21 protein-coding genes are annotated in these 25,078 nt (G+C 59.7%); 10 read left to right on the forward strand and 11 right to left on the reverse strand.

The window, feature by feature from the left end; translation table 11 throughout:
- The coding region (locus HKX41_00005; GenBank protein ID NNC22541.1) for an MFS transporter at window positions 1-1,223 on the reverse strand (1,223 nt) is incomplete at its 3' end.
- Window positions 1,220-1,882: a hypothetical protein gene (locus HKX41_00010; protein NNC22542.1), complete on the reverse strand. Its 663-nt coding sequence runs from the start codon at window positions 1,880-1,882 to the stop codon at window positions 1,220-1,222. The genes HKX41_00005 and HKX41_00010, both read right to left, overlap by 4 nt.
- A gap of 527 nt (window positions 1,883-2,409) precedes the next feature.
- Between HKX41_00010 and HKX41_00015 the strand changes: the two genes are divergently transcribed.
- Together HKX41_00015 and HKX41_00020 are read left to right on the forward strand one after the other, a co-directional pair.
- Entirely contained in the window at window positions 2,410-3,420 is a 1,011-nt protein-coding gene (locus HKX41_00015) for a PLP-dependent aminotransferase family protein (GenBank protein ID NNC22543.1), read from the forward strand.
- Between the two features lie 161 nt (window positions 3,421-3,581).
- Complete coding sequence (locus tag HKX41_00020; GenBank protein ID NNC22544.1) at window positions 3,582-4,067, forward strand: hypothetical protein; 486 nt, start codon at window positions 3,582-3,584, stop codon at window positions 4,065-4,067.
- A 337-nt stretch (window positions 4,068-4,404) separates the two neighbouring features.
- Here HKX41_00020 and HKX41_00025 read toward each other — a convergent pair whose 3' ends face one another.
- Both HKX41_00025 and rpe read right to left on the reverse strand, forming a co-directional pair.
- The gene (locus HKX41_00025; protein NNC22545.1) at window positions 4,405-5,922 is read right to left on the reverse strand and encodes an anthranilate synthase component I; all 1,518 of its coding nucleotides are present in this window, start codon (window positions 5,920-5,922) and stop codon (window positions 4,405-4,407) included.
- Between the two features lie 215 nt (window positions 5,923-6,137).
- Window positions 6,138-6,836, reverse strand: coding sequence for a ribulose-phosphate 3-epimerase (gene rpe / locus HKX41_00030; GenBank protein NNC22546.1), 699 nt, complete (start codon window positions 6,834-6,836; stop codon window positions 6,138-6,140).
- A 70-nt stretch (window positions 6,837-6,906) separates the two neighbouring features.
- Between rpe and HKX41_00035 the strand changes: the two genes are divergently transcribed.
- The gene (locus tag HKX41_00035) at window positions 6,907-7,815 is read left to right on the forward strand and encodes a phosphoribosylaminoimidazolesuccinocarboxamide synthase (protein ID NNC22547.1); all 909 of its coding nucleotides are present in this window, start codon (window positions 6,907-6,909) and stop codon (window positions 7,813-7,815) included.
- A gap of 27 nt (window positions 7,816-7,842) precedes the next feature.
- Here HKX41_00035 and HKX41_00040 read toward each other — a convergent pair whose 3' ends face one another.
- Both HKX41_00040 and prpB read right to left on the reverse strand, forming a co-directional pair.
- Entirely contained in the window at window positions 7,843-8,394 is a 552-nt protein-coding gene (locus tag HKX41_00040) for a hypothetical protein (GenBank protein NNC22548.1), read from the reverse strand.
- Complete coding sequence (gene prpB, locus HKX41_00045) at window positions 8,372-9,256, reverse strand: methylisocitrate lyase (GenBank protein ID NNC22549.1); 885 nt, start codon at window positions 9,254-9,256, stop codon at window positions 8,372-8,374. Before prpB ends, HKX41_00040 begins: the two co-directional genes overlap by 23 nt.
- Window positions 9,257-9,543: 287 nt before the next feature.
- Here prpB and HKX41_00050 point away from each other — a divergent pair, with 287 nt between their 5' ends.
- Both HKX41_00050 and HKX41_00055 read left to right on the forward strand, forming a co-directional pair.
- The gene (locus HKX41_00050) at window positions 9,544-9,711 is read left to right on the forward strand and encodes a rubredoxin (GenBank protein NNC22550.1); all 168 of its coding nucleotides are present in this window, start codon (window positions 9,544-9,546) and stop codon (window positions 9,709-9,711) included.
- A gap of 52 nt (window positions 9,712-9,763) precedes the next feature.
- Complete coding sequence (locus HKX41_00055; GenBank protein ID NNC22551.1) at window positions 9,764-10,960, forward strand: FAD-dependent oxidoreductase; 1,197 nt, start codon at window positions 9,764-9,766, stop codon at window positions 10,958-10,960.
- A gap of 114 nt (window positions 10,961-11,074) precedes the next feature.
- Here the strand turns inward: HKX41_00055 and HKX41_00060 are convergent, their stop codons facing one another.
- Complete coding sequence (locus HKX41_00060; GenBank protein NNC22552.1) at window positions 11,075-12,196, reverse strand: FAD-dependent oxidoreductase; 1,122 nt, start codon at window positions 12,194-12,196, stop codon at window positions 11,075-11,077.
- A gap of 249 nt (window positions 12,197-12,445) precedes the next feature.
- Here HKX41_00060 and HKX41_00065 point away from each other — a divergent pair, with 249 nt between their 5' ends.
- The 4 genes from HKX41_00065 to HKX41_00080 all read left to right on the forward strand — a co-directional run bounded on the left by HKX41_00065 (window position 12,446) and on the right by HKX41_00080 (window position 19,273).
- Window positions 12,446-15,472 (forward strand): ribonucleoside-diphosphate reductase subunit alpha, encoded by a 3,027-nt coding sequence (locus HKX41_00065; protein ID NNC22553.1) that lies wholly within the window; start codon window positions 12,446-12,448, stop codon window positions 15,470-15,472.
- Between the two features lie 51 nt (window positions 15,473-15,523).
- Complete coding sequence (locus tag HKX41_00070) at window positions 15,524-16,729, forward strand: ribonucleotide-diphosphate reductase subunit beta (protein NNC22554.1); 1,206 nt, start codon at window positions 15,524-15,526, stop codon at window positions 16,727-16,729.
- Between the two features lie 614 nt (window positions 16,730-17,343).
- On the forward strand, window positions 17,344-17,628 hold the full coding sequence (locus HKX41_00075; protein NNC22555.1) for a hypothetical protein: 285 nt from the start codon (window positions 17,344-17,346) through the stop codon (window positions 17,626-17,628).
- Window positions 17,629-17,680: 52 nt separating this feature from the next.
- Window positions 17,681-19,273 (forward strand): BCCT family transporter, encoded by a 1,593-nt coding sequence (locus tag HKX41_00080; protein NNC22556.1) that lies wholly within the window; start codon window positions 17,681-17,683, stop codon window positions 19,271-19,273.
- A gap of 338 nt (window positions 19,274-19,611) precedes the next feature.
- On the opposite strand, the gene HKX41_00085 is transcribed toward HKX41_00080, so the two are convergent.
- From HKX41_00085 to HKX41_00100, 4 genes are all read right to left on the reverse strand, one after another.
- On the reverse strand, window positions 19,612-20,058 hold the full coding sequence (locus HKX41_00085; protein ID NNC22557.1) for a DUF2501 domain-containing protein: 447 nt from the start codon (window positions 20,056-20,058) through the stop codon (window positions 19,612-19,614).
- A 165-nt stretch (window positions 20,059-20,223) separates the two neighbouring features.
- On the reverse strand, window positions 20,224-21,711 hold the full coding sequence (locus tag HKX41_00090) for an MFS transporter (protein NNC22558.1): 1,488 nt from the start codon (window positions 21,709-21,711) through the stop codon (window positions 20,224-20,226).
- Window positions 21,712-21,810: 99 nt separating this feature from the next.
- Window positions 21,811-22,575, reverse strand: coding sequence for a glutathione S-transferase family protein (locus tag HKX41_00095; protein NNC22559.1), 765 nt, complete (start codon window positions 22,573-22,575; stop codon window positions 21,811-21,813).
- Between the two features lie 78 nt (window positions 22,576-22,653).
- Complete coding sequence (locus HKX41_00100; protein ID NNC22560.1) at window positions 22,654-23,541, reverse strand: LysR family transcriptional regulator; 888 nt, start codon at window positions 23,539-23,541, stop codon at window positions 22,654-22,656.
- A 185-nt stretch (window positions 23,542-23,726) separates the two neighbouring features.
- Here HKX41_00100 and HKX41_00105 point away from each other — a divergent pair, with 185 nt between their 5' ends.
- Window positions 23,727-25,061 (forward strand): FAD-binding oxidoreductase, encoded by a 1,335-nt coding sequence (locus HKX41_00105; GenBank protein ID NNC22561.1) that lies wholly within the window; start codon window positions 23,727-23,729, stop codon window positions 25,059-25,061.
- Window positions 25,062-25,078: the final 17 nt, after the last annotated feature.

A 25,078-nucleotide genomic window follows, 5' to 3' on the forward strand; every position in this document is an offset into this window, starting at 1 on the left:
TCAACGACCTTCAAAGCGCCTAGCAGTCCGGCGATACTTATCGCTGCCGGCAGCCAGAGCGCGACGCGGTATACATCCCCAGTCAGGGTATGGCCCGTTGCCGCCGAGGCCACGAGCCAGCCATAACCGAACTGGACTACCGCCGTCGTAAGGAATACACCCATGTTCACTAGGGACAGAGCAGTCCCGGTTGATTCGGCCGGCACGCTTTCTTTCACTGCCGCGAAAGACACGACGACTTGCGAACTCGAAAGGCCCAGCAGTACGAAACAGATCCAGGCCGCGAGCGGCGTATTAGCGTTGGCGAACACGAGCCAGACCCAGGACAGCGCGCTGACGCCGGATGCCGCGATGATGAAGGCCTTGCGGGTCCGTAACTTGTCGGAGAGTTGCCCGACGAAGAGAGAGCCGAAGCCGTAGGGCAATAACGATAAGGTCATCGCTAACGCGGTCGTGCCTCTTTCGAAGCCAAAGCTATGGGTCAGAAGTGGGGTGCCCCATAGTCCCGCGAAAGCGTAGAACGTTCCGTTCGTGCCTGAGATGGCCAGCATAATCAGCCATATCTGGGGCCGACGGATCACCGAGCGCATCGTAGCGAAACTTCCGAGTCGGTCTTTCTTGTTGCCGGTCGCGGGGTCGGGGTGCCCGAAGCTATCGGCGGGTGGTGGTCGCCAGAAAAGACCGATGAGAACTGCCAGAACGATGCTGAGCGCACTAAGGACAAGGAAGATGGGCTGCCAAGGACTGATTCTGAGCAGTAGCGCGGCGGGCGCTTCAGAGGCGATCGAGCCCATTGCTGCGATGAGCATCGTGCAGCCCGTAACGAAGCCGAATCGTTGCCCTGTGAACCAGATCGCGTTGTTCTTCATCACGCTGACGAACACGATCGACAGACCGAAACCGACCAAAGCGGGCCCGCACATGGCGAAAGCGAACGAAGGCGCCAAGGCGAGAACCGCGGCGCCGACACTGACCAGCGCCGTACCGACACTTGCGGGCGCCCGGATCCCATACCGATCCACGATCATCCCGGCCGGAATCTGCATTAGGGTGTAGACCCAGAAATGCATCGAGGCGAGCCCGCCGAGTGCCGTGCTGCCCACGTCGAATGTTCGTGCGATGGGCTCGGCGAATGTTGCTGGTGCGAACCGGTGAAAAAAGCCGATGAAGAACGCGACGGATAGCAGCGAATACCCGAGCATTTGTTGAGCTCGGACGTTCATGACGCGTGAGTACCGCTGTATTGTGGATAGTCGCCGCGCAGTGCTATTTCGACATAGCGCCGAACCAGTGAATGCACCATAGCCTCATGGCTCGTATATCGGCCTGAGACATGGGCATTCAGTCCTTTCTGTTGATACTCGACGATGTCGTCATCCTCTTTGATGACCTGGTCGAGACGCTTCATGTAACGAGCAAGAACGTCGGCGAAATCGGTTCGCTTGATCGTTTCAGTGGGAAAGCAGTAGCTCACATCGACTTCTACTTCCGTCGCGCTGATGGTGGTCTTCTGAATCCACCACATGCAGTCCTGAGCCATGACGATGAAGAAACCGGGGAGCACGATCGAGAAGTGCGTACCTTCGAGCCGGATACCGTAAGCAGCAGGATTAAACGTAAAACCGCTGTCCCGATCCTCCGGGGCCAGGGCAACTGTTTGGCGCGATGTCTCCATGTCCACTTCAATATCGGTACCGAGGCAGGAGAAGTGCCAGGCGTTATGAAAAATAGACGTTCTTTCGCGCTCGAGCCAACGTGCGTCCGTATAGATACGACTCGGTGGTTGCTCGGCTTGGTTCAACTCCTGAAATAGAGCGGTGAATTCAGAATCATCAAAGGGGGAGCCAAGTGAATCGGAACCGCCAAGCTGAGCGTCGAACATCTGGGCAAGAACTGGGAAGCTAAGAATCCATACTCGGAATTTTCATCTGTGCCGTATAGGCACAGATTGACGGCGTGCGCGCGGTACAGTTGCCCTGAGTCGCAATGAGGGGGTGCAGTGCTGTACGAGAGTTTGGCGGATAACTTCGCCCATCTGATCGAAACTGGTGTGTACCAACTGGGCACCAGATTGCCTTCGGTCCGCCGCATCAGCGTTGAAAAGGATTTGAGCGTGTCTACCTGCGTTCGGGCCTACCATGAGCTTGAACGCCGCGGTGTGATCGAGGCCCGGCCCCGGTCTGGCTTTTTCGTCCTCTCTGCCGGAACGGGCCCTGCCTTACCGAGCGTTTCGTCCGAGGCGGAGACGCCTGTCCCTGTATCCGGCCGCGATCGGATATTGCGGATGCTGGACGCCGCTGCAGAGCCGGATATGACGAACTTCGGCGCCGCATCACCGCATCCTGAATTCATGCCCAGCGGTGCGATCGCCAAAGCCAGCAGCCGAATCTGGCATACGGCTCGCCGGCGGTGTATGACGCAGGCGTTTCCCCCGGCGCGTTCGAACTGCGAGCAGAAATCGCGAGACGGCTCAGCCTGGCATCTTGCGAAGTCTCGCCAGATGATCTGGTTATCACAAATGACTGCCAAGCATCGCTCACGCTCGCCTTGGGATTGGTGTGTAAGGCCGGGGATGTCGTGGCCGTTGAATCACCGACCTATTACGGGTTGCTAGAGGTGTTGGAGCAACGCGGGCTCAAAGCATTGCCTATACCCACTGACCCTCAGACCGGCATTTCGCTTGAACTGCTTGAGAAAGCGCTCAAGCGATGGAATCCGAGGGCGATCGCTGTGATTCCGACCATCTCTAACCCAATGGGGGTCACGCTCTCCGAGGAGAAGAAAAGGATGCTGGTGCGACTGGCGGAGAAATACGAAACACCCATCATCGAGGACGATGTCTATGGGGAGCTTGTAGCGTCGGGGCGACGATCGCGGCCGCTCAAGAGTTGGAGTCAGTCAGGCATGGTCTACTACTGCAGTTCGGCCACGAAAACGATCTCCGCTGGCCTGCGTGTCGGGTGGGTGTTGGTGCCACCCGAACGTCGCGAGGAAGCTCGGTATCAGCAGTATCTTGCTTCGGTTTCGATCAATACCTCGGCCCAGCTCACGCTCGCAAATTATCTATCAACGGCGAACATTCATCGGCATATGCATATCGCCGCCCAGGGGTATAAGCGATGCAGGCGCGGGTTTGTCGCACAGCTAGAGGCAAAGCTTCCTGCTTCCGTTTCGATCAGCCGGCCGCATGGCGGGTTCCTGATCTGGGTCGAGCTGCCTGAGTACATCGACACAAGCGAGTTGCTGTCTTGCGCCCTAGAGAGACACGTTACGTTTGCTCCGGGCGAGTTGTTTTCACCTGACGGCGAGTTCAAGAATTGTCTTCGGCTAAATTCGGCGCTTGAGTCCAACAAAGTGGCCACACGGGGGATCGATATTCTCACCGAGCTGATATCCAGCCAAATGAGAAAGCTAGAATAGCCGGCGACCACTGAAAGATCACAGCTAGCACACAAAGTAGCGACGAAGCAGCACCGGGCTCGGGAAACGGTGCGAGAGCAGCCGGAGACCACTAGGGGGAGGCGCCATGGACGCTTGTAGACTGTTGGTGACCGGGGCAAGTGGCTCGGACGACTCTCGGTATGGCGCTGGCAGCGCATTGGTCCGTCCCACACGCTGATGTGGACGACTACTTTTGGGTTCCGACTGAGCAACCGTATACGATCAAGCGGAATTGCCAGAATCGTGTGCATCTGATGCGTCAAATTTTTCTGCCACGGCCCGCCTGGGTCCTCTCCGGTTCAGTCATGGAATGGGGATCGGAAATCGTCGATCGGCTGCAAGCCGTGATCTTTCTGGAGCTCGATCCAGCGGTCCGTCTCTGTCGACTCCAGTCGCGGGAAAAACGTCGGTACGGACCTAGGATTGAGACCGGCGGGGACCGCCGATCACATCACGAAGAGTTTATCGCCTGGGCGCGACGGTATGACGATGATGATTTCGAAGGCCGCAGTCGTCGCCGCCACGAAGAGTGGCTGTCCTCCCTCCACTGTCCGGTGTTAAGGCTAGACGCGTCTGCCAAGGTGTCACATCTAGTGGAATCAGTGAGGAACCGGCGGGTCGGCTAGACGGGATGAATATATGCGGATCGGAGTTCGTGCAGCACTGCAAATGTGGACTTGTGCGGAGAAGCTAGTTGACTGCAAGCTCGTTCGTAGAGATCAGCTAGTCGCGCCCCGTCGTCGTCAGTAAAGGTTTCGATATCCCATTGAAGGTGACATAGGACCCCATTGCGCGACCGCAGCACTTGGAGTGCGACGTCGGCCATGGCTCCGCCATCGAGGGGTTGGGCTGTTGCTTGAAGTTCACGGATGAGAACAACGACCCGAGCGGCTGCAGAGTGTGGAAGATAAACAAGTTCCGGAAGAGCGTCTCAGGGACCCTTGTAGTTCTCGATCATCAAGATCATTTGCACCCCTTGGTATCCGTCGGTCCGGTTTCGACGTGGCGCGGATTGAGTCCGGCTTCGGCAAGCGTTGCGGCTTTCATCACTGCGCGTGCCTTGTTCATGGTTTCGGTCCACTCGGTTGCCGGGTCTGAATCGGCCACGATGCCGCCGCCGGCCTGGACGTGAATCTCGTTTTGTTTGATCACGGCGGTGCGGATGGCAATCGCCAAATCCATGCTGCCGTTGCCGGCTAGATAACCGACCGCGCCTCCGTAGACGCCGCGTTTGACGGGTTCGAGTTCGTCGATGATCTCCATTGCTCGAATCTTGGGCGCGCCTGACAGCGTCCCTGCGGGAAATGCGGCCTTAAGCGCATCGATGGGCCGGTAGCCCGGTGCCAGCCGGCCGACGACGTTCGACACGATGTGCATGACATGTGAGTAGCGCTCGATGGCCATGCGCTCGGTGAGCCGCACGCTGCCCGGTTCGGATACGCGCCCAACGTCATTGCGGCCGAGGTCGATGAGCATCAGGTGTTCGGCGAGCTCCTTGGGATCGGCGAGCAGCTCATCGGCGAGTCGCGCGTCGTCCTCGGCGTCGTGGCCGCGCGGTCGGGTGCCGGCGATAGGACGCACGGTCATTTCGCCGTCCATGGCGCGGACCAAAATCTCGGGTGATGCACCGACAACGTAGTGATCGCCGAAGTTGAAGTAGAACATATACGGCGATGGGTTCAAGCCACGCAGCGCGCGATACAGCGATAATGGCTCGGCGTGGAAGCCGGCCGACAGCCGCTGGCTGGGTACGACCTGCATCACATCGCCGGCGCGAACATACTCGCGGATGCACGTGACGGCATTTTCATAGCCAGCCTGGGTCAGGCCGGAGCGAAACGTGCTGTCGCCGGGTGTTGTGGCGGCGTCATTCGGCCCGCCGCGCTCAGCCGCCGACAGAGGCTGACTCAGGCGTTCCACGCGCTCATCGAGGCGTGCCGCGAGCCGTTGATAGCCGGCTTCGTCGCCGCGCTCGTAATGGCCGATGCAGTAGAGCTTGCCGGCCAGGTTGTCGAAGATGACGAGCTCGTCGGCAACGAGTAGATAAATGTCCGGCAGATCGAGTGGGTCGGGTTTGTCGACACCGGCCAGCCGCGGCTCGATATAGCGCACCGTGTCATAGCCGAAATAGCCGACGAGCCCGCCGGTAAGACGTGGCAGTTCAGGGATGTTCGGTAGAGGACGGGCGTCGTTGAATGCCTGGATCCAGGCCAGCGGATCAGCGACGTCGTCCGCGCGTTGGATAACCTCGTCGCCGCGCTCATGGAGGATGGTGTGGCCGAAAACGCGGATCTGTTCGTCGCAGGGCAGGCCGATGATCGAGTAGCGACCCCAGCGTTCGCCGCCCTGCACGGATTCGAGCAGAAACGAGTTGGGTGCGTCGGCCAGTTTGAGATAGGTCGACAGCGGCGTGTCGAGGTCGGCGAAGGCTTCGACCACGAGCGGGATGCGGTCGCTGGCGGGCGTTTGGGTTGTTGTCATTACACAGTCCGGATCGATACAAACCTGCCGGCGCACGGATTGCCCGGGCGCCGGCCACACCTCGGCTTTAAAGCCGCCAGTTGGTGCGGCGCCATCGCCGGCTTGGCTGAGCCGGGCGTTGCTTGTGTGAGCGGCTTGTGCTTCGGAACCGTGTCATCCTGTTGCGCTCTGATGGCCGGGCGCCTGCTCAGTGTAGCGCGCCGGACACGCATTGCCTATGCATTGGCTGTCGCAATGCGTTGTCTCAAATCGCTTATGGCGGCGGTGTAGTCCGGCTGGCCGAAAATCGCCGAGCCGGCTACGAACGTGTCGGCGCCGGCTTCGGCGACGGTGGCGATGTTGTCCGCCTTGATGCCGCCATCGACTTGCAATCGGATGGGGCGACCGCTGGCGTCGATAATCGCGCGCGCTTCGGCGATCTTGGCGGGCATGGATTCGATGAAGCGTTGGCCGGCAAAACCAGGGTTGACCGACATGATCAGCACGATGTCGACCAGATCCAGCACATATTTCAACCATTCCAGCGGCGTAGCCGGGTTGAACACGAGACCGGTTCGACAGCCCGCATCGCGCGCGATGCGCAGGCTGCGGTCGACATGGTCGCTGGCTTCGGGGTGAAACGTGATTGAATCGGCGCCGGCCGCGGCGAAGGCCTCGATCAATGGATCGACCGGTCGCACCATCAAGTGCGCGTCGAGCGGCGTATCGGGATGGCTCGCCTCGAGATGCGTTTTCAGAGAGCGGGCGACCGGCGGGCCGAAGGTCAGATTCGGTACGAAATGGTTGTCCATGACATCGAAATGGATCCAGTCCGCGCCGGCGGCGATCGAGGCCTCGGACTCGGGCCCGAGTTGGGCGAGATCACCGGCCAGGATTGAGGGGGCGATAACGGGGGGCAGTGGCGAACGGGGCATGCGGTGCGCTGGCTTTGTTGGCTGATGTAGTCTACGCTCGGCGACTGCTCATTGTCAGTGATAATCAGCCTTGAATACGTCCGAACCCGCGTCGGCCGCGCCGCACGCGATTCACCAGTCCGAGCTTGCCAGCCTGCCGCTTCTTGCCCGCGGCAAGGTCCGCGACATTTACGCTGTCGACGACACGCGACTGTTGATCGTGACCAGCGATCGGCTGTCGGCATATGACGTCGTTCTGCCCAATCCCATTCCGGGCAAGGGCGCGGTGCTGACCGCGCTAACCGATTTCTGGCTCAACGAGTTCAGCGACGTGGTGCGCGATCATCGCGTCGCCGAAACGCCGGCCGATGTCCTGTCGGCCGAGGATCACGCGCAGGTTGGTGGCCGCGCGTCGCTAGTTGCGCGCCTCGAGCCGTTACCAGTCGAGGCCGTGGTGCGTGGTTATCTGATTGGTTCCGGGTGGCGCGACTACAGCGCCACTGGGCGCGTATCCGGCATTGAGTTGCCCGCTGGACTGCGCCAGGCCGATGCGCTGCCCGAACCTATATTTACGCCGTCGACCAAGGCCGAAGCCGGCGACAAGGATCAGCCGATGGATTTTGCCGAGGTCCAGCGTGTGATCGGTGCCGAGCGCGCTGCTGAAGTGCGCGACACGGCGATCGCGCTCTACCGACGGGCAGCCGCCTATGCGTCCGAGCGTGGCATCATCATTGCCGACACCAAATTCGAATTTGGCCTCGATCCCCAAGGCCGACTTACCCTGATCGACGAGGTGCTAACCCCCGATTCCTCGCGTTTCTGGCCGCGGACCGATTATGTGCCGGGCACCAGCCCGCCGAGCTTCGATAAACAGTATGTCCGCGATTATCTCGATACACTCGACTGGGATAAGACCGCGCCGGGGCCGCAGTTGCCGCAGTCGGTGATCGATGGGACCGCCGCACGCTACGCCGAGGCGCAGAAGCGACTGACGACTTAGTGCCAGCCCCGGCAGAGTTGGCCGGGGTTATTTGTTGCGCTGTTCCTGCTCGGTGATGGCGTTGTTGAGAACGCCGATCACGGCGTTTCTGTCGACGCTCGTATATTTGACGGCGAGCTGGTAGGCGTAGGCCATCGGCTTGAGTTGGTCACGGCCGCTGGGCTTGTGCAGATCGGCACCTTGCTGGATCAGAAACTTGGTCAGCCGCGCGTCATTTTGTCGAATTGCGTACATAAGCGGCGTCAGTGGCCGATGGTCGGGGCGTGGATCCCGGGTGTCGACACTCAAGCCTTGTGCAATGTAGTAACGCGCGCAGTCGTACGGCTGGAGGATTTGCTGTTGGTGCGCGAACAGGTAGATGAGTCCGCCTTGACTGTTGATCGACTGTACGCTCGGCGGTCCGTTATCGGTTGGGCTTGCGGCACCTTGGCAGGCGTCGCGGTCGCCCTCGGCGAATGCGGACGGTACGCTGGTAAGCCACATAACCAGCCCCACGACAAAAACGAGCGCGCAGCTCAATACGAAGCGCGGCGTATGCGCGCTCTGTGCGCCCGGGTTAATCCGTTTGATCGTCGACATGCTGTTGCTTGTTGAATAGGTGGTCGATGCGTTGTTCATAAGCGGCGTAGTTTAGGTGTTGATATAACGCGTCGCGCGTCTGCATTTGTTCTACGACGTGGGTTTGCGTGCCCTGCGACCGAATCTCACGGTAAACGGTATCAGCCGCCGCGGCCATGGCGCGGGCCGCCGAAAGTGGATAGAGCACCATCGAGACATCGTTGGCGGCCAATTCGTCGGTGGTGACTAGCGGCGACCTGCCGAACTCGGTCATATTCGCCAGCACCGGCACGCCCAGTTCGGCGAATTGTCGATAGATCGATGGGTCCGGCGCGGCTTCTACGAATAAATAATCGGCGCCGGCCTCGACGTAGCGCGCGGCGCGTTCGAGCGCGGCCTCGGTGCCTTCGACCGCGATCGCGTCCGTACGCGCCATGATGCCCAGTGAGTCGCGCGCGTCTACAGCGGCTTTGAGCCGGTCGACCATCTCGTCGGCGGAAACCAGCGCCTTGCCGGGGCGGTGGCCGCAGCGCTTGGTCCCGATTTGATCCTCGATGTGGACGCAGGCCGCGCCCGCGTTTTCCATCGTGTGAATCGTGCGCGCGATGTTCAGTGCCTGGCCCCAGCCGGTATCGATGTCGACCAGTAGCGGGCAGCTCGTAACGTCGGTGATCCGGCGCACGTCCTCGAGCACGTCATCGCGGGTCGTCATGCCCAGATCTGGCAGGCCGTAGGACCAGTTGGCCACGCCGCCGCCGGAGACATACAGCGCGCGAAATCCCGCATTTTCGGCCAGAATCGCGGCGTAAGCGTTGATCGCGCCAGCGATTTGCAGCGGCGACTCGGCAGCTAGTGCGTCGGCGAAGCGGGCTGTCGTGTGCATGGCGATCCGTGTTCGACTCGTGCGAAGACTAACGTATACAAGCCATGTTTAGTGTAGCCAGCGCTCGGCTCGGTAAATCGGGTACCGTCAGCTCGCGGTATACGGCGGTCGACATAAACATCGTTGGCCGGGCAGGCGCGCGAAGCCGTTGCCACTGATTGGGGCGGTGGCAGCACGTCATGGTAGCGATGCTGGCCACGAAATCTTCAACGTTTTGCTAACCTGCGTCGCGCGCCAAGCGCGCATCAAGACACTTACTCGCTTATTTGCAGGGAGCGAACGCGACGATGAAAAAATGGCAATGCATCGTATGTGGTTTTGTCTACGATGAAGCCGAAGGTTTGCCGGACGAAGGCATCGAGCCTGGTACACGTTGGGAAGATATCCCCGATGACTGGACGTGCCCCGATTGCGGCGCGCCCAAAGACGACTTCGAAATGATGGAAGTCGAGTAAAATCGACTTCCATGCGATGACACAATCGGATAATAGGACCTGATTACAGGACATGACGGACACGTCTGAGTCATCACGTGCGGATTGCGATCCGCACGTCGTTATTCTGGGGGCCGGGCTGGCGGCTTACGGGGTGGCACGCGAGTTTCGCAAGCACGATAAGCAAACGCCGCTGACCCTGATTACGCGCGACGACGGCGCGGTTTATTATAAACCCGATATTTCAGAAGCCTACGCCGTGGGCAAATCGCCGGATGATTTGGTGCAGCGGTCGGCCGAGACCATGGCCGCCGAGCTGGACATCGAAATCCGGGCCCACCATCAGGTTGAGGCGATCGAGCCGGCGGACAAGCGGCTTCAGCTTGACGGTGAGACGCTAACCTACAGCCGGTTAGTGCTGGCCATGGGCGCCGAGCCGATCCGGCTAAACCTGGCCGGCGACGGCGTCGAAGCCGTGCACAAGATCAACAATCTGGCCGACTACCAGATCTTCCGCGATGACCTTCCGGCCGGGGGGCGCGTGGTCATCCTGGGCGCCGGACTGATCGGCTCCGAATTCGCCAATGATCTCGTAACAGCCGGGCACGATGTATCGGTTGTCGACCCGGTCGAGTGGCCGCTGGCGCAGTTTCTGCCTAAAGAAGCCGGCCATGCTGTTCAGGATGCGCTGGCTGGGGCCGGCGTCGACTATCGGCTCGGCCGAACAGGCAGTGGTGTCCACCACGGTGACGGCGATACGCTCGAAGTGTGGCTGGACGACAACAGCGTGATTCGCGCCGATTTCGTCCTGTCGGCGGTCGGCTTGAACCCGGTCAGCCAGCTCGCCATCGATGCGGGACTGGAAGTGGATCGCGGTGTGGTTGTCGATCGCACGCTTGCAACCAGCGATCCGCATATTTATGCGCTTGGTGACTGTGCTGAGGTTGCCGGCCACTGGCGCCCCTACGTCGCGCCGCTGATGCAGTGCGCCCGTACGCTCGGTAAAACACTGGCCGCTGGTTCGGACGAGCCGGCGGGGCAGGTCAAATACCCAGCGCTGCCGATCATCATCAAGACCCACAAGTGTCCGGTGGTGGTTTATCCGCCGCTGCACCGGCCCGGTGAATGGCAGATCAACGCCGCGGACGGCGCGTCGGTGGAAGCCGAATTCGTCGATACAAACGGCGACTGCGTGGGTTTTGCACTGACCGGGGAGGCGACGAACAAACGCCGCGATTATCTAAAGCGCGTGCCGCCGATCCTGGCCTGATTTAGTGCGGCCGGCGACACGGGCTCAACGACACCGACCTATCGAAGGCGTTTGGTCGTCGCAACGAGTGGGCGTCGCCCACCGCTGGCCTATTGCCGAGGCCCGAGTGCCGAATCAAGCCGCCAGTGCCTGGCTGCGCGCGACGGTGGCCAGACGTTCGGCCGCCATGCGCGCCCCACGGATGTTGGGCGCCATGGGTCCGACAACGAGACTGGCCGGTCGGCCGACGACGTGTAGCCCGGGCGCGATCTGTAGCGCATCGTCGGCTTCCAAGTTGCCGTCGGCGTCGAAATCCATATCCAACTGAGCGGCCGTTCGGCCGAGCAAATGACTCGAATCTGGGCAGTTTGTCAGCCCGGTGGCCTGCACGACCACGTCGGCGGCGAGCGTGGCATTGTTGCCCGTATCGATCCCGCCGTCGGTTAATCTCGGAGCGGGCGCACGCCGCCAATCGATGGCGCCGGATGCGATTTCGGCTGTTATGTGGGCATAGACTGAAGGAGGCAAGGTACCCGGATTGCGTGCTGCGATGAGTTGACGCCGGCGCTCGGCCAGCGATGCGGTCTGAAACGGTGTCAGACATTTCGGCCCGGCAAAGCAGGGATCGCTGTCGAACGTCGCCTGGCGTGGCTGCTTGCGCGTTAGCCAGCGGACCGCATGCCCGGCCTCGAGGGCATGCAGCGCGAGCCGCGCGGCACTCAGGCCGCCACCGACGATGGCCAGTCGTTGCGGTGTTGGTGGCAGCTCAAATGCGGCGTCGAAGACATGCGGTGCGTCCAGCGGCCGATGCAGGCCGTTAGGCCCGGTCGCTAGAACCACGCGCCGCGCCTGGTGTGTATCGCCGGCATTGTCGTCGACCAGCCAAGTGGCACCATGGCGTGTAATCGACTCGCCCGCGGCGTCGATGCGCGATAAGTCGGCGAGCATTGTATCGGCGTGATGTTCGAATAGGGCGCGCGACGGTTGTTGGTAAACACCGAGTGAATGTTGGCCCGCGTAGCCGTGCTCGGCAGCGAAACGGCGCAGACTGTCGGCGCGCGCGCCGAGATGGTGTGCCCCGGGCGAGCGCAGGTAGGTCATGCCGCAGGCGTTGGCGCGTTGACGCCAGGCTGCTAGCGGCGGGCGAGGGTCAAGTATCGCCACCGCTGCTTCGGGTGCGGCGCGCGTCAGTGTGGCGGCGGCATAAGCGCCATGGATACCACCGCCGATAATCAGCCAGTCCCACATCTTGTGCATGATACGAAATCGAGTTGGTTGGATGCGCCAATAGGCAGCGCTTGGTTATTGAGCCGTATGTACCGCGACGCCAGCCGCGATAAGGGCCATGGCAATGGGTGTCGAGTTATCCACAGAATGTCCACCGGTGCTTAACAGTAAGCCACAACATGTTGACTTTGATGCCGGAATATAGTGGGTGTTGACCCACTATATTGTAGCAAGCATATTGTCCATAATAGATGGCTCACAACGGCTCATGGCACTTATATGGCGGACACCGAGATGGCAGAACCTACGCGCGACGACGCGCATTCCTCCAACGCTGACAGCGGTAGTAATGGCGCCGAGCTGGCGGCGACTGCGCCGGGCGGCACCAAGGTCATCCGGCGCAACGGCAAGGTAACGGCGTTCGACGCCGAAAAGATCAAGGTTGCAATCAACAAGGCCTTCATTGATGTCGAAGGCCAGCAGGCGGCAGCTTCCAGCCGTGTACGCGAGTCCGTGGATAGCATAACGGCACAGGTCGTGCAGGCCATTACCAGCCGTCTTCCCGGTGGCGGCTCAGCCCATATCGAGGATATCCAGGACCAGGTCGAGTTAGCACTCATGCGCGCCGGCGAACACAGAGTTGCGCGTGAATACGTCCTCTACCGCGAAGCACACGCACAAGAGCGCGCGGCCCAGCAGGACGACGCCGAAACCGGTGATCAGTCTGAGCTGAATGTCGCCTTCGCCGACGGCACTACTGCGCCGCTGGATCGCGATCGGCTACGGCGTGTGATCGGCGAGGCGTGCACGGGTGTCGATGGCGTGGTCGAAGAAACCGTGCTCGCCGATACATTGAACAACGTCTACGACGGCGTGACCGAAAACGAGCTCTCGACCGCGTTGGTTCTGGCCGCTCGTCAACGTATCGATAGCGAGCCGAATTACGGTACTGTGGCGGCGCGCCTGCTGCTCGACCGTTGCCGGCACGAAGCGCTGACTTTCCTGGCCAACGGCGAAGTGGTCTACGCTACGCATGCCGAGATGCGTGCGCATTATCCCGCTTATTTCAAGGACTTCATCGCAGTCGGTATCGAGCGTGAGCTGCTGGATTCGCGGCTAGCCGAGTTCGATCTCGATCAGCTGGGCGACGCCTTGATCGCCGACCGGGATCTTAGCTTCACCTATCTCGGGGTGCAGACGCTCTACGACCGCTACTTCATCCACGCTAACGAAACCCGTTTCGAGCTGCCCCAGGCGTTTTTCATGCGCGTGGCCATGGGCTTGGCCATCAACGAAATCGAGCGCGAAGAAAAAGCCATCGAGTTCTACAAGCTGTTGTCGAGCTTTGATTTCATGTCCTCGACGCCGACGCTGTTCAATTCCGGCACGCTGCGGCCGCAGCTATCGAGCTGTTATCTGACCTCGGTGGCCGACGACCTGCACAACATCTACGAGTCGGTCCAGGACAACGCGCTGTTGTCCAAATTCGCCGGCGGTCTTGGCAACGATTGGACGCCGGTGCGCGCCATGGGCGCTCACATCAAGGGCACCAACGGCAAGTCACAGGGCGTGGTGCCGTTTTTGAAAGTCGTCAACGACACGGCGGTGGCCGTGAACCAGGGCGGCAAACGCAAGGGTGCGGTCTGCGCCTATCTGGAGACCTGGCACAAGGACATCGAGGAGTTCATCGAGCTCCGCAAGAACACCGGCGATGATCGTCGCCGCACGCACGACATGAACACCGCGAACTGGATTCCGGATCTGTTCGTCAAGCGCGTGTTGAACGATCAGAACTGGACATTGTTCTCGCCGAACGATGTGCCGGATCTGCACGAGTTGGTCGGCGCCGAGTTCGAGGCCGCCTACGAGGCTTATGAAGCCCAGGCCGCGGCCGGCGAGATTACCAACACCAAGTCGATCTCGGCGGTCGAATTATGGCGCAAGATGCTGTCGCAACTGTTCGAGACCGGTCATCCGTGGTTCACCTTCAAGGATCCGTGCAACCTGCGATCGCCGCAGCAGCACAAGGGGGTCGTACACAGCTCCAACTTGTGCACCGAAATCACCTTGAATACAACGCCGGGCAAAGAGATCGCGGTCTGCAACCTGGGGTCGGTCAACCTGGCGCAGCATGTCGAGACTGGCGCTGATGGCAACGCCGCGCTGAATACGGCTAAGCTCGAAGACACGATCCACACTGCCATGCGCATGCTCGATAACGTCATCGAGTACAACTACTACAGCGTCCAGACCGCGCGTGACTCCAACCTGCGTCATCGCCCGGTGGGTCTGGGGCTTATGGGCTTTCAGGATGCGCTGTATAAGCTGGGTGTGCCCTACGAATCCGATGCGGCGGCCGACTTCGCCGACCATTCGATGGAGCAACTCAGCTACCACGCCATCAAGGCCTCGAGCGATCTGGCCGAAGCCCGCGGTGCCTATAGCTCGTTCAAAGGCAGCCTGTGGGATCAGGGCATCCTGCCGATCGACTCCATTCGTTTGCTGCGCGAAGCCCGCGGCGACGAATATCTGGAGCAGGACGAGAGCGCTACGCTGGACTGGGGCGCGCTTCGCAAGCGCATCCAGCAGGTCGGCATGCGCAACTCCAACTGCATGGCCATCGCGCCGACGGCGACCATCGCGAACATCACCGGCGTTTACCAATCGATCGAGCCGGCGTACCAGAACCTCTACGTCAAATCGAACCTATCCGGCGAGTTCACAGTTGCCAACCCGTACCTGGTCGAAGAGCTGAAGCAGCGTGACCTCTGGGACGCGGTCATGGCCAACGATCTGAAATATTACGACGGCTCGGTGCAGGCCATCGACCGCATACCGGACGATCTGAAAATCCGCTACAAGTGCGCGTTCGAGATGGACCCGCGCTGGCTGGTCGAATGCGGTTCGCGGCGGCAGAAGTGGCTGGATCAGTCCCAGAGTCTGAACTTGTACATGGCCCAGCCGTCTGGCCGTAAGCTCGACGAACTCTACAAGCTGGCGTGGAAGAAAGGCTTGAAGACCACCTACTATCTGCGTTCGGCCGCGGCCACGCAGACCGAGAAATCCACGGTCACTGACCATCGACTGAACGCTGTCGAGCACGGCGCTGGCGGTGGCAGCGGGCAGGGCGTTGGTAGCTCGCGCGGTGGCGCTGCCAATGGTTCGAGTGCCGGTAACGGTCAGGCGCCCGGCGCCAACGCACAGGCCGGCGGTGCCAGTGCGGCGTCGACCACGCCGCCGCCGGCTGAACCCACAGAGCCGATGGCCTGCGCCATCGACGACCCGGATTGCGAGGCGTGTCAGTAAGACACCGCATTGACCAACGATTAACTGCAATATCAGCGAGATCAGCCAACGATGCTTAACTTCGAAGATACACCCCGCGAAGGCACGTCGAACGCCGAGCCAGGCACCACAGCGAACCCGAACCCGGCCGGTGGTGAGCCGGACCCGTTCGCGGTCAACAACGCCGACGAGTCGGCACAAACGGCGGACACGAGCGAAGACGACAACGTCACCGGTCTCGAACAGGTCGAGCTCGGCGGCGACCGCGTGTCGGTCGACGAAAAGCAGATCATCAACTGCCGTGCTGACGTCAATCAACTCGTGCCGTTCAAATATCAGTGGGCGTGGGATAAATACCTGGCCGGCTGCGCCAACCATTGGATGCCGCAGGAAGTCAACATGGCTGCGGACATCGCCACCTGGAACGATCCGAACGGCCTGACCGACGACGAGCGCGAAATCTTAAAGCGCGGCTTTGGCTTTTTCTCGTCGAGTGAGTCGCTGGTGGCCAACAACATCGTGCTCGGCATCTTCAAGCACCTGACCAACCCCGAATGCCGCCAGTATCTGCTGCGCCAAGCGTTTGAAGAAGCCGTCCACGGCCACTGCTTCCAATACATCGTGGAGTCTCTCAACCTCGACGAGGGTGAGATCTTCAACATGTATCGCGAAATGCCCAGCGTCCATAACAAGGCCGCCTGGGCGATGCAGTACACCCAGAGTCTGTCCGACCCGGACTTCAAGACCGGCACGCCCGAAAATGACCAGAAGTTCTTGCGTGATCTGATCGCCTTCTATGTCATCTTCGAAGGCATCTGGTTCTACGCCGGCTTCGTGCAGTTTTTAAGCTTTGGCCGCCGCAACAAGATGACTGGCACTGCTGAGCAGGTGCAATACATCATGCGCGATGAATCCATGCACCTGAACTTCGGCATCGACGTCATCAACCAGATCAAGATCGAGAATCCGCACCTCTGGACGCAGGAATTCCAGGACGAGGCACGGCGCATGATCGACGAAGCCATGCATCTGGAAATCGAATCCGCCCACGACACCATGCCCCGCGGCGTACTTGGCCTGAACGCTTCCATGTTCGACGAATACATGAAATTCATCGCCAACCGCCGCTGCAGCCAGATCGGCCTAACCGAGCTCTATCCCGGCGCGGAGAACCCGTTCCCGTGGATGAGCGAGATGATGGACCTCAACAAGGAAAAGAACTTCTTCGAAACCCGCGTAACCGAGTACCAGACCGGCGGCGCGCTGACCTGGGACTAAAAACCCTCGCGGGGAATAACAAGAGAAACGTCTATAAAGAACGACGGCGAGAAAGAAGCGGGCTCCGGCCCGCTTCTTTTTGGACTATCGACAGCGAACAAATGCAAAGGCAAGGCCTGACTCTTGCGCCGCGCTGGATCGGCGGGCCTTCGAGCGGGTAAAAGAACGGCTGATGGGCATCGCTGGGAAGCGCCAGCTGTGGCAGTACGGTCGCGCCTAGTCCGGCGTTAACAAGTGCCCAAAGCGACATCATGTTGGAGACTGTGTAATGGGTCGCAGCATCGGCAATGGTCTTGGCCTCGGTGGCCTGTAGAAACTGCGTGGTATAGTGGTCGGTTAGCTAGTGCTCTGAGGGTTGGTGCCAAGGTAAGCTGTGGGATGTTTTAGCTTCGTCGAGTATCGGATGATCCTGGCGGCAGGCGACCCCATACGATCCTCGGTCAGCGGTTCGAAATTAAGTGATTGATCTGGTTCGTGTAGGCTCACGATCCCTGGATTAATCTCACCCTCGGCAATCATCGCCTATACGCTGGGCGCGCTATCGTTGCTGTAGCGTTAAGCACGCATTGGGATAGCGTGCTGCGAACGTGGCGAGTAGCCGGGGTAACAGCTGAATAGTAACCGAAGGCATTGCGGTTAGACTCACGTCGCCATCGCGCTGCCCGCCGAAGTGTCGCGCTGGATGCGCGGCGGTCGCTGGGCGGCCGGACGTGCCCGGGGTCGTCCCCGAAGTCGGCTGGCCGCGACTGCTGGCTTGGCTGCGCCACGGCATCGACTTCCCAAACTTGACTGCCGGGTTGGCCGCGCGCGGCTTCGGTGACGACGACATCGCACGAGTCATGGGTGATAACTGGCTGCGAGTGCTCGCCGCAGCTACTGATACGGCCACAAATCGCTAAAGGCGTACAGCGACACCCATTAATAGCAATAACAGTATGTGGAGATCAGGCCATGACTTATGTAAGTGAAAAAGAGAGCGAGTGTGCCGACTCGCCGCCGGCGGCCACCGGCTTTGAGGGCGTCAACTGGAAGGCTTTCGTATTAAGCGGCGTACCTCTGCTGATTTTTGTCGTGGTGTCGTTGATCGATGAGTCGGCGATGTCGGCCGCGGTCAGCACGGCGTTTAGTTGGTCTGCAGCCGTATTCGGTGCCTACTGGCAGATCCTGCTGCTGGCGACGTTCTTCATCGGCCTGGGTGTGGCGGCGTCGCCGGTCAGCCGGGCACGCATCGGCAACACGTTGGACACCGACATGTCCACGTTCCGTTGGGTTTCGGTCATCATGTGTACGCTTTTAGCGGGCGGTGGCGTGTTTTGGTCGGCCGCCGAGCCGATCGCTCACGTCGTTAATCCGCCGCCGCTTTTTGGCGACACCAGCGGCTTTAGCACCGCTGTACATGCGCTGGCTTACTCGTTCATGCACTGGGGATTTCTCGCGTGGGCGATACTCGCCAGCCTGACCGGCATCGTACTGAGCCATCTGCACTACGATCGTGGCCTGCCGCTGTTGCCACGCACGCTGTTATATCCGGTATTCGGTGATGCCGTGATGCGCGGTTGGTTCGGCGCCGTTATCGATGCTGTATGTGTGCTCGCGGTCGCGGCCGGAACGATCGGGCCAGTTGGCTTTTTGGGGCTACAGGTCGGCTATGGCTTGCAGACGCTGTTCGGGATTCCCAATGTGTTTTTCACTCAGATACTTGTCGTTGCCGGCATCACTGCGGTCTACGTGCTCTCGGCAATGCTGGGGATTCGTCGCGGCATCGAGAATCTCAGCCGCTTCAACGTACTTCTTGGTCTGAGTCTGATGGCTTTCATCGTGGTCTTCGGGCCGACGGCGTTCATCTTCAACGCCTATGTGCAAGGTTTGGGCACCTATATTCAGCAGTTTCTGCCCATGGCGACCTATCGCGGCGACCCGAGCTGGCTTGGCAATTGGACCATTTTCTTCTGGGGCTGGTTTCTAGGGTATGGGCCGCTGATGGCGATTTTCGTAGCCAAAATCTCGCGTGGCCGCACCGTGCGCCAGATGGTGCTGGCGGTGTCTGTGCTCGCGCCGATGGTCACGACATTTTGGTTCACCGTGCTTGGCGGCACGGGGGTGGCCTATGAGCTGGCTGCACCCGGTTCGATCTCCAACGCCTTTGAGGGCTTCAACTTGCCGGCTGCCCTTATGGCCATTACCCAGACTTTGCCGCTTGGATTTCTGATATCGATCCTGTTTTTGGTTTTGACAACGGTGTTCGTCGCGACCACTGGCGACTCCATGAGTTACACCATATCGATCGTCATGACCGCCAACGAGGAGCCTCCCATCGCAGTTCGCATTTTCTGGGGCATTGCCATGGGCACAATGGCCGCCATTCTCATAACACTTGGTTCCGGCGGCGTTTCGGCACTGCAATCGTTCATCGTTGTGACCGCGGTACCTGTATCACTCGTATTGCTGCCTTCGCTATGGAATGGCCCCCAGATGGCGTGGCGCATGGCCCGAGAACAGGGGCTGGTCGCTGACGCTGCCGAGCCGGTTAAAAACCGAGGCTGAATCACACCGCCAAAACATTCACGCCGCGTCCCGGAGGTCTCTATGCAGCAAGACAAGATCGAGCAGGACAAACCGTCGGTTGGAAGTGTTGTGCCTTCGGCCGGCCAACCGAGTGCGTCAATAGGGCTAGGTATTTAATTTTGCGAAGGGCAGCAGAGAGAAGCGTCCGGGCAGGACGACGGTAATGAAAGATAGCGGGTTCGGCCCGCTTCTTTTTAAATTCTATCGACAGTAAAAATGCCAAAGGTAAGACCTGACTCTTGCGCCGTTCTCTTGCACCGTGCGGACAAGTCGCGCTGCAAGAAAAGCCCCGCCGGAGCGGGGCTCGGGATAGGTGTTTATCCGCTGACGAGGGACGTGGCCTGGTCAGCGACCATGCCGCAGGCTTTCTCGCCGGCTTTGTCTCCTAGAGAAGACAGATTGAACGACTGCTTGTCACCTTGCAGGACACCTTTCGAGCCCTTCTGGTAGTCGCTATCGTCCGTGGGTTCAGAGGAAACGCCAAGCTTTTCCATCACCTGGTTTTTCGCCACGTCAGCAGTGCTGCCGAGATAGCCGTTCTCCTGGCAGTAACTGATCACGCCGGTCAGGTTGGTTAGGCTAGCTGGGTTGAAGGAGCCGCTGGAAAGCGTGCTCAACAGGTTGGCGCCTCCACCGCCTTCGCCGCTGGACATCATATCGCCGGCCTTGTCTTTCGCGCTGTCGAGAGACAAGGCTTGTGCTGACCCGATAGTCATGAGGCCGAGCAATCCGGCTAATGCGAGGGTTTTAAAACGTGCGTTCATACATCTTCTTCCTGTGAATGTGGAGCGGCCCTTAGCTCCTCGATAACCGCGTTAATAGCTTTAACGTTAAAGCATTCATAACACATCAGCATGATAATAGCGCGGTCATAGCGTCAGGTCTTTCATTTTGTCTGTTGACTGTAGGTGTTTGGTCGAGGCGACTGCTCACTCGTCGCTGGCGCTGGATTTTGCGCGGTCGTGGAGATCCTTGAATGCCATGCCGAGAGCGCTGAGTATGACGAGCCCGATCAGGATGAACCCTGCGGTGACCGCGATGGGCCACGATGTCACGGTTAGGGCGGCGAATACGGCCGCGGTGATCATGGCGATGCCGATCGATGTGCCAATTCGTTGGCCGGTCTGCATGATGGCGCCGGAACTGCCGGCGTAATGCAAAGGCACATCGGCCAGCGTCAGTGTCTGGTTTGGGCTGATAACGGTGCCTTGCGCCACGCCGATCAGCGTCAGCGATAGCAAAAGCCACCATACGCTCAGGTGGCCGTTGGCGTGCAGCAGAATAATGAGGATGCTCAACGCGAGGCCGGTTAGGGCGAAAAGCAACCCGCCGATAACCAGCTTGCGACCGTATCTCACCACGCGTTTGCCGGCCCAATTGGCCGAGAGTGCCGAACTCAGGGCCGATGGGATGCCAATGAGACCGGATTCGAGCGCGGATCGGCCGAGTCCTTGTTGGATATACAGCGCAACCAGGACCCAGATGCTGGTCATGCCCAGGAAATACAACGTCACGATGATGGTGCCGTTAGCGAAGCTGCGGGTGGAAAACAGCCGCAGATCGACCATCGGGCTGTGGCCTTGACGCGCGTAGCGCCGCTCCCACCACACCCAGACAGCGACCAGAACGAGGCCGAATAGCAACAACAGCCACGTAAGCGCCGAGCTTTTTGCTTCCACAAACGGAAATAAGATGGCAAAAACGGCAAGGCCGGCGAGCGCTGAGCCGATCGGATCCAGCGCACGCAGTGAACGCATTGTTCGGCTTTGTTCACCCGCTGCCCCCTTGGGGCCGAAGTTCATCAGGGGTTTCGGAAACCAGCGCAGAGCCAAAATGATGGCCGCGATGCCGGCGGGCACGTTGACTAGAAACGTTAGCCGCCAGCCGAAGTCGACGCCGCCGAGCTTAATCAAAAAGCCGCCAAGAACGGGACCGATGCCGACTGATACGCCAACCACACTGCCGAAATATCCGAACGCCCGACCCCGTTCGGCGCCTCGGAAATACTGTTGGATCATGCCGATGCCTTGCGGACTCAAAAGCCCCGAGCCGACGCCCTGGACGAATCGGGCGATATTGAGCCATTCCGCATTGGGAGCGACCCCCGAGGCTACGGATGCGGCCGTGAATATGCCGACACCGATAATAAAAATGCCGCCGCGGCCCATGAGATCTCCGGCGCGGCCGGCGGCGATCAAAACAATGCCGAACGTCAGTGCGTATCCGGACAGCACCCATTGCAGATCGGCCTGGGAGGCACCGAGGCCTTCCTGAATCGACGGCAGCGCCACGTTGACGATGCTCACGCCAACCAGCGACATGAATATTGCGATCAGCAAAACGAAAAGCACCCGCCAACGCACCGGGTCCGGTTCAACGCTGCTATCGGGCCCGCGTGAATCAGTCGGGCGTGACATCCCGGCCGAGGCTTTTGAAATTTTCAGGGTTCGCGTATGCCATACGAGCTTGGTTACGCTTTTGCATCGCCAGCTATGGTCGATTGCGAATGGCGCGTTTTATGCGAATGCGTGGTCCAGGCGGAGATAGACTGCATCGTTTTCGTTAATGGTGCGACCTTGTTCGGTGATGGCTTCGGATACGGCCTGAAAATGCGGGCGCCCGACTAGCGCATCGAGCCAGTTTTCCACGGCTGGGAAGCTGTTGAAGTGGTAGCCGACGGCTGCGATTTGATACAGCTCGCTGGCGATCGCCAGGTCAGCAATGGTTGGTTCGGTGTCGCCGCAAAGCGTGCTTAGTGGTGAGTCAGCTGTCGTGCTGCGTAGTTGTTGCTCGAGTGTGCCCAGACTGGTTCTGAGCGACGCCTGCCTTGGCCGGAGTAGATCGGTATCTATTTCTCGTTTAAGCATCGGCAGCGTCAGGTGCAGGTTCATGATGTGGTGAAACATATCGTGACGCCGCACGTGGTTGTGATGCCAGTCGAGCCACTGGTCGATGCGTGCCGAACGCGCCGGATCTTGGTCGCCTGGATACCAGCGATGGGCGGTGTCACAGTCCATCGCGATGCGACAGAGGTAACGCATCATGGCGTGGCTTTCGCCGAGGCGTAGGTCGGTCGGTGTGGCCCCTGGCTTGTCGTCTGTTGCTACGAGCGCCGGTATCGTTTCGAACGCGTTGATGTTATCGACAAACCAGTGCTCGTGCGTGGCCCCGTTCGCGAAATCGACTTGCTGCCATGTGTAGTCCAGGCCCAGCTCGCGCAGCAGAATTTCAACAGCGCGGCAGGGCTGGGAAAGACGGTGTCCGTAGAGCGTGAGCGACATGAGTGGGCGCACGACAACAAAAATGATGGTGCGAGCGTGGAGATGGGCCGAAAATTTGTCCAGTGAGAAACGGCGTTGTTAATAACCGGCCAGCACGGTCTGTATCGTTTGCTTGAAATGCGTGACAAGCCGCGAATCCGTGGCGCTTGGATGGGCAAGTGCCATCCAGGTTTCCGTGTCGGTTGCATCCAGGGGGCGGTAAACGACGCCGTCCCGGCGCAGGTGATGGCAGGATTCCGGGAGGATCGCCAGGCCGATATCGCTGGCCACTAGGCCAACGATGGTCTGTAGGGAAATGGCATGTTGTGCGATCCATGGTTCCCGGCCGAGGTTTTGAAACAGCCCCTCTATATGGTCGTGCAAGCCTGGAATGTGTTGCCGGTCAAAAAAGATGAGGGGATGGTCTGCGAGTGTGAGCGGCGAAATGCTTGGCTGAGCTGCCAATGCGTGGTTTTCCGGTAGCGCAACGGTCAACGTCTCGCATCGCAGCGGTTCAATCTGCAAACCACGCGCCTGTAGTGGCAAGCGCAACAAACCGATCTGGATGTCGCCGCTGTAAAGGGCGTCAATTTGGTCGCCACTGCTGATTTCCTTGAGCTCCAGCTCCACCGCCGGGTATTGGCGGCGGAATTCGCGTAGGGCCGGCGGGAGCACCGTTAGCGTAGCCGAACTGATAAAGCCCACTTCAAGGCGGCCGCGCAGCCCGGCGTCCGATTCTGTGACGGCCTGTTCGGATTCCGCCACGGTCGCAAGAATCCGGTAGGCATATTGCAGGAACGTCCGTCCTGCATTGGTGAGCATGACTTTGCGCGTGTGCCGATCCAGCAGTAGCACGCCCAATCCTTCTTCCAGATGGCGTATTTGCATGCTCAAAGGTGGTTGGCTGATGTGCATGCGAGCGGCCGCTCGTCCGAAATGCTTCTCTTCGGCTACCGCCACGAAGTATCTGAGTTGTCTAAGTTCCATAAGTCGCTACAGCAGAAAGAGTTTCAAGACGCTTGCCTGTGCAGGCTGTTCCAGAACTGAGTTATTAATTCGTAATATATATTAATTAAATAATAAAAAATATATTAGATATATTAAATACCCAGGGCTATGCTCGAGTTGTCGGTGTTCTTAGAGCGCCGAAAAAAGCGAGAGGATTCTCAGTCATGTCATTACCCGAGAGCAGCCCTTACGTCATCATTGGGGCCGGCATACACGGCCTCAGCACCGCCTTGAATTTGGCCGACAGACTGCGGCAAACCGGACGCGGCGACGGACGCGATATTGTCGTGCTGGATAAAAACCGGCCCGGTGCAGGGGCTACCGGGATCGCCTGCGGCGTGGTGCGTAATAACTACTTCCAGCCGGCGATGCGCGAGTTGATGGCGCATAGCGTATCGGTCTGGGAGGAAGATCCCGAAAACTATGGCTATCACCCGGTCGGCTATCTCCAGATCAGCTGTGAAAGCATGCGCGAGGATGTGGCTGGTATCGCCAAGCAGCAGGCCGCTATTGGCTATCCCTCCTGGTTTGTCGAAGGCGAGGCGGAAAGCCGTCGGTACATGCAGGGCCTGTTCGATGATTGGCAGGCAGAAGGCATCACCTCGGTATTGCATGAACAAAAGGGCGGGTATGCCAATTGCACGCAAACTGTGGTGGGGCTGACCCGCAAGGTGGAAGCGGCCGGGATCGAAATTCGGACCGGTGTCCAGGTGACGGGGTTCCGTAAAGATTCAAGCGCGGTGTCGCATGTGGAAACCGATCAGGGTGTTGTGGCCTGCGACTATGTCGTGGTTGCGGTCGGCCCCTGGATCAGGGATATCTGGCAACTGCTTGGGTTGCCTGATGCGATCGATGTGCGGGGGTCGGATGGCACGCTGCGGCCGAACACGCCGATGTGGACCTACTGGGTGTTGCAGGAGGGCACATTGGAGGTTGCGCCGGATACCCAGCTTACCAATACGGGCGAGTTTCCGCCGGTTGTTCACGTGGATACGGATGCGCCGCTGTATGACGGTGATACGTTGCTTACGGATCAGAGCTGGGGCATCTACTACAAGCCGGATTACGATTTCGGTGGCGTTCAGGGCGGTGCCATGCCGTTGCAGCTGGATCGCCCGGCCGGTGAAATCGCCGTGGATCCTTATGGGCCGGAATCGCCGGAGTTTGTGGCCGGGGACGATTTCGCACGGATGTGGTCTGCCGCGTTGGCGTTCTGCCAGAAGCGGTTCGAAGGCCAGCGCCATCTCTACAAGACCGAGGAACGATCCGGCGGTCTGGGCTGTTTTACGCCGGACAGCTTTCCGGTGTTCGATGTCTTTCACGACAACTGTTATGTCATTGCCGACTCCAATCACGGCTTCAAGATGATTGGCGTGGGGCGCCTGGTAGCTGACGAGATTATGGGTCAAACCAGCACGTTGCTGGAGCCGTTTCGATTCACCCGTTATGCAAAGGGCGAAGCACATCCAGTATCCAACAGCCCCTATCCCTGGAGCTGATTGCCCGTATCGGCGTG

This window comes from Salifodinibacter halophilus, from assembly GCA_012999515.1.
Lineage (GTDB): Bacteria > Pseudomonadota > Gammaproteobacteria > Nevskiales > Salinisphaeraceae > Salifodinibacter > Salifodinibacter halophilus.